1 pseudogene is annotated in these 254 nt (G+C 67.7%); it reads right to left on the bottom strand.

What is annotated here, in order from left to right:
- Positions 1-254: pseudogene (locus tag SB751_RS33085) on the bottom strand (histidine kinase); the annotation flags it as partial.

Raw genomic sequence — 254 nt, 5'->3', positions numbered from 1 at the left:
CGCTGCACCAGCTCCTGCACGTTCACGCGCTGACGCCGGTACTCCACGCGCCCCACGCGCGCGAGTCGCAGCAGCGCGTCGATGATGTGCGAGGCGCGCAGCACGGCTGTCTGCAAATAGCGCAGCGCCTCGCCAATATCCTCGTTGATGATGCGCTCGACGCGTTCGCGCGCTTCGGCCGTCAGCGACGAATGCGCGACGCGGTCGCGCAGATCGTCGCAGGCGTGATGCAGCTCGCGCGAAAAGCCTTGCAG

The organism is Cupriavidus sp. SIMBA_020 (genome assembly GCF_046535395.1).
Lineage (GTDB): Bacteria > Pseudomonadota > Gammaproteobacteria > Burkholderiales > Burkholderiaceae > Cupriavidus > Cupriavidus campinensis.
The sequence above is the reverse complement of the archived record's forward strand: the minus strand, read 5'-3'. Positions and strand labels throughout refer to the sequence as shown.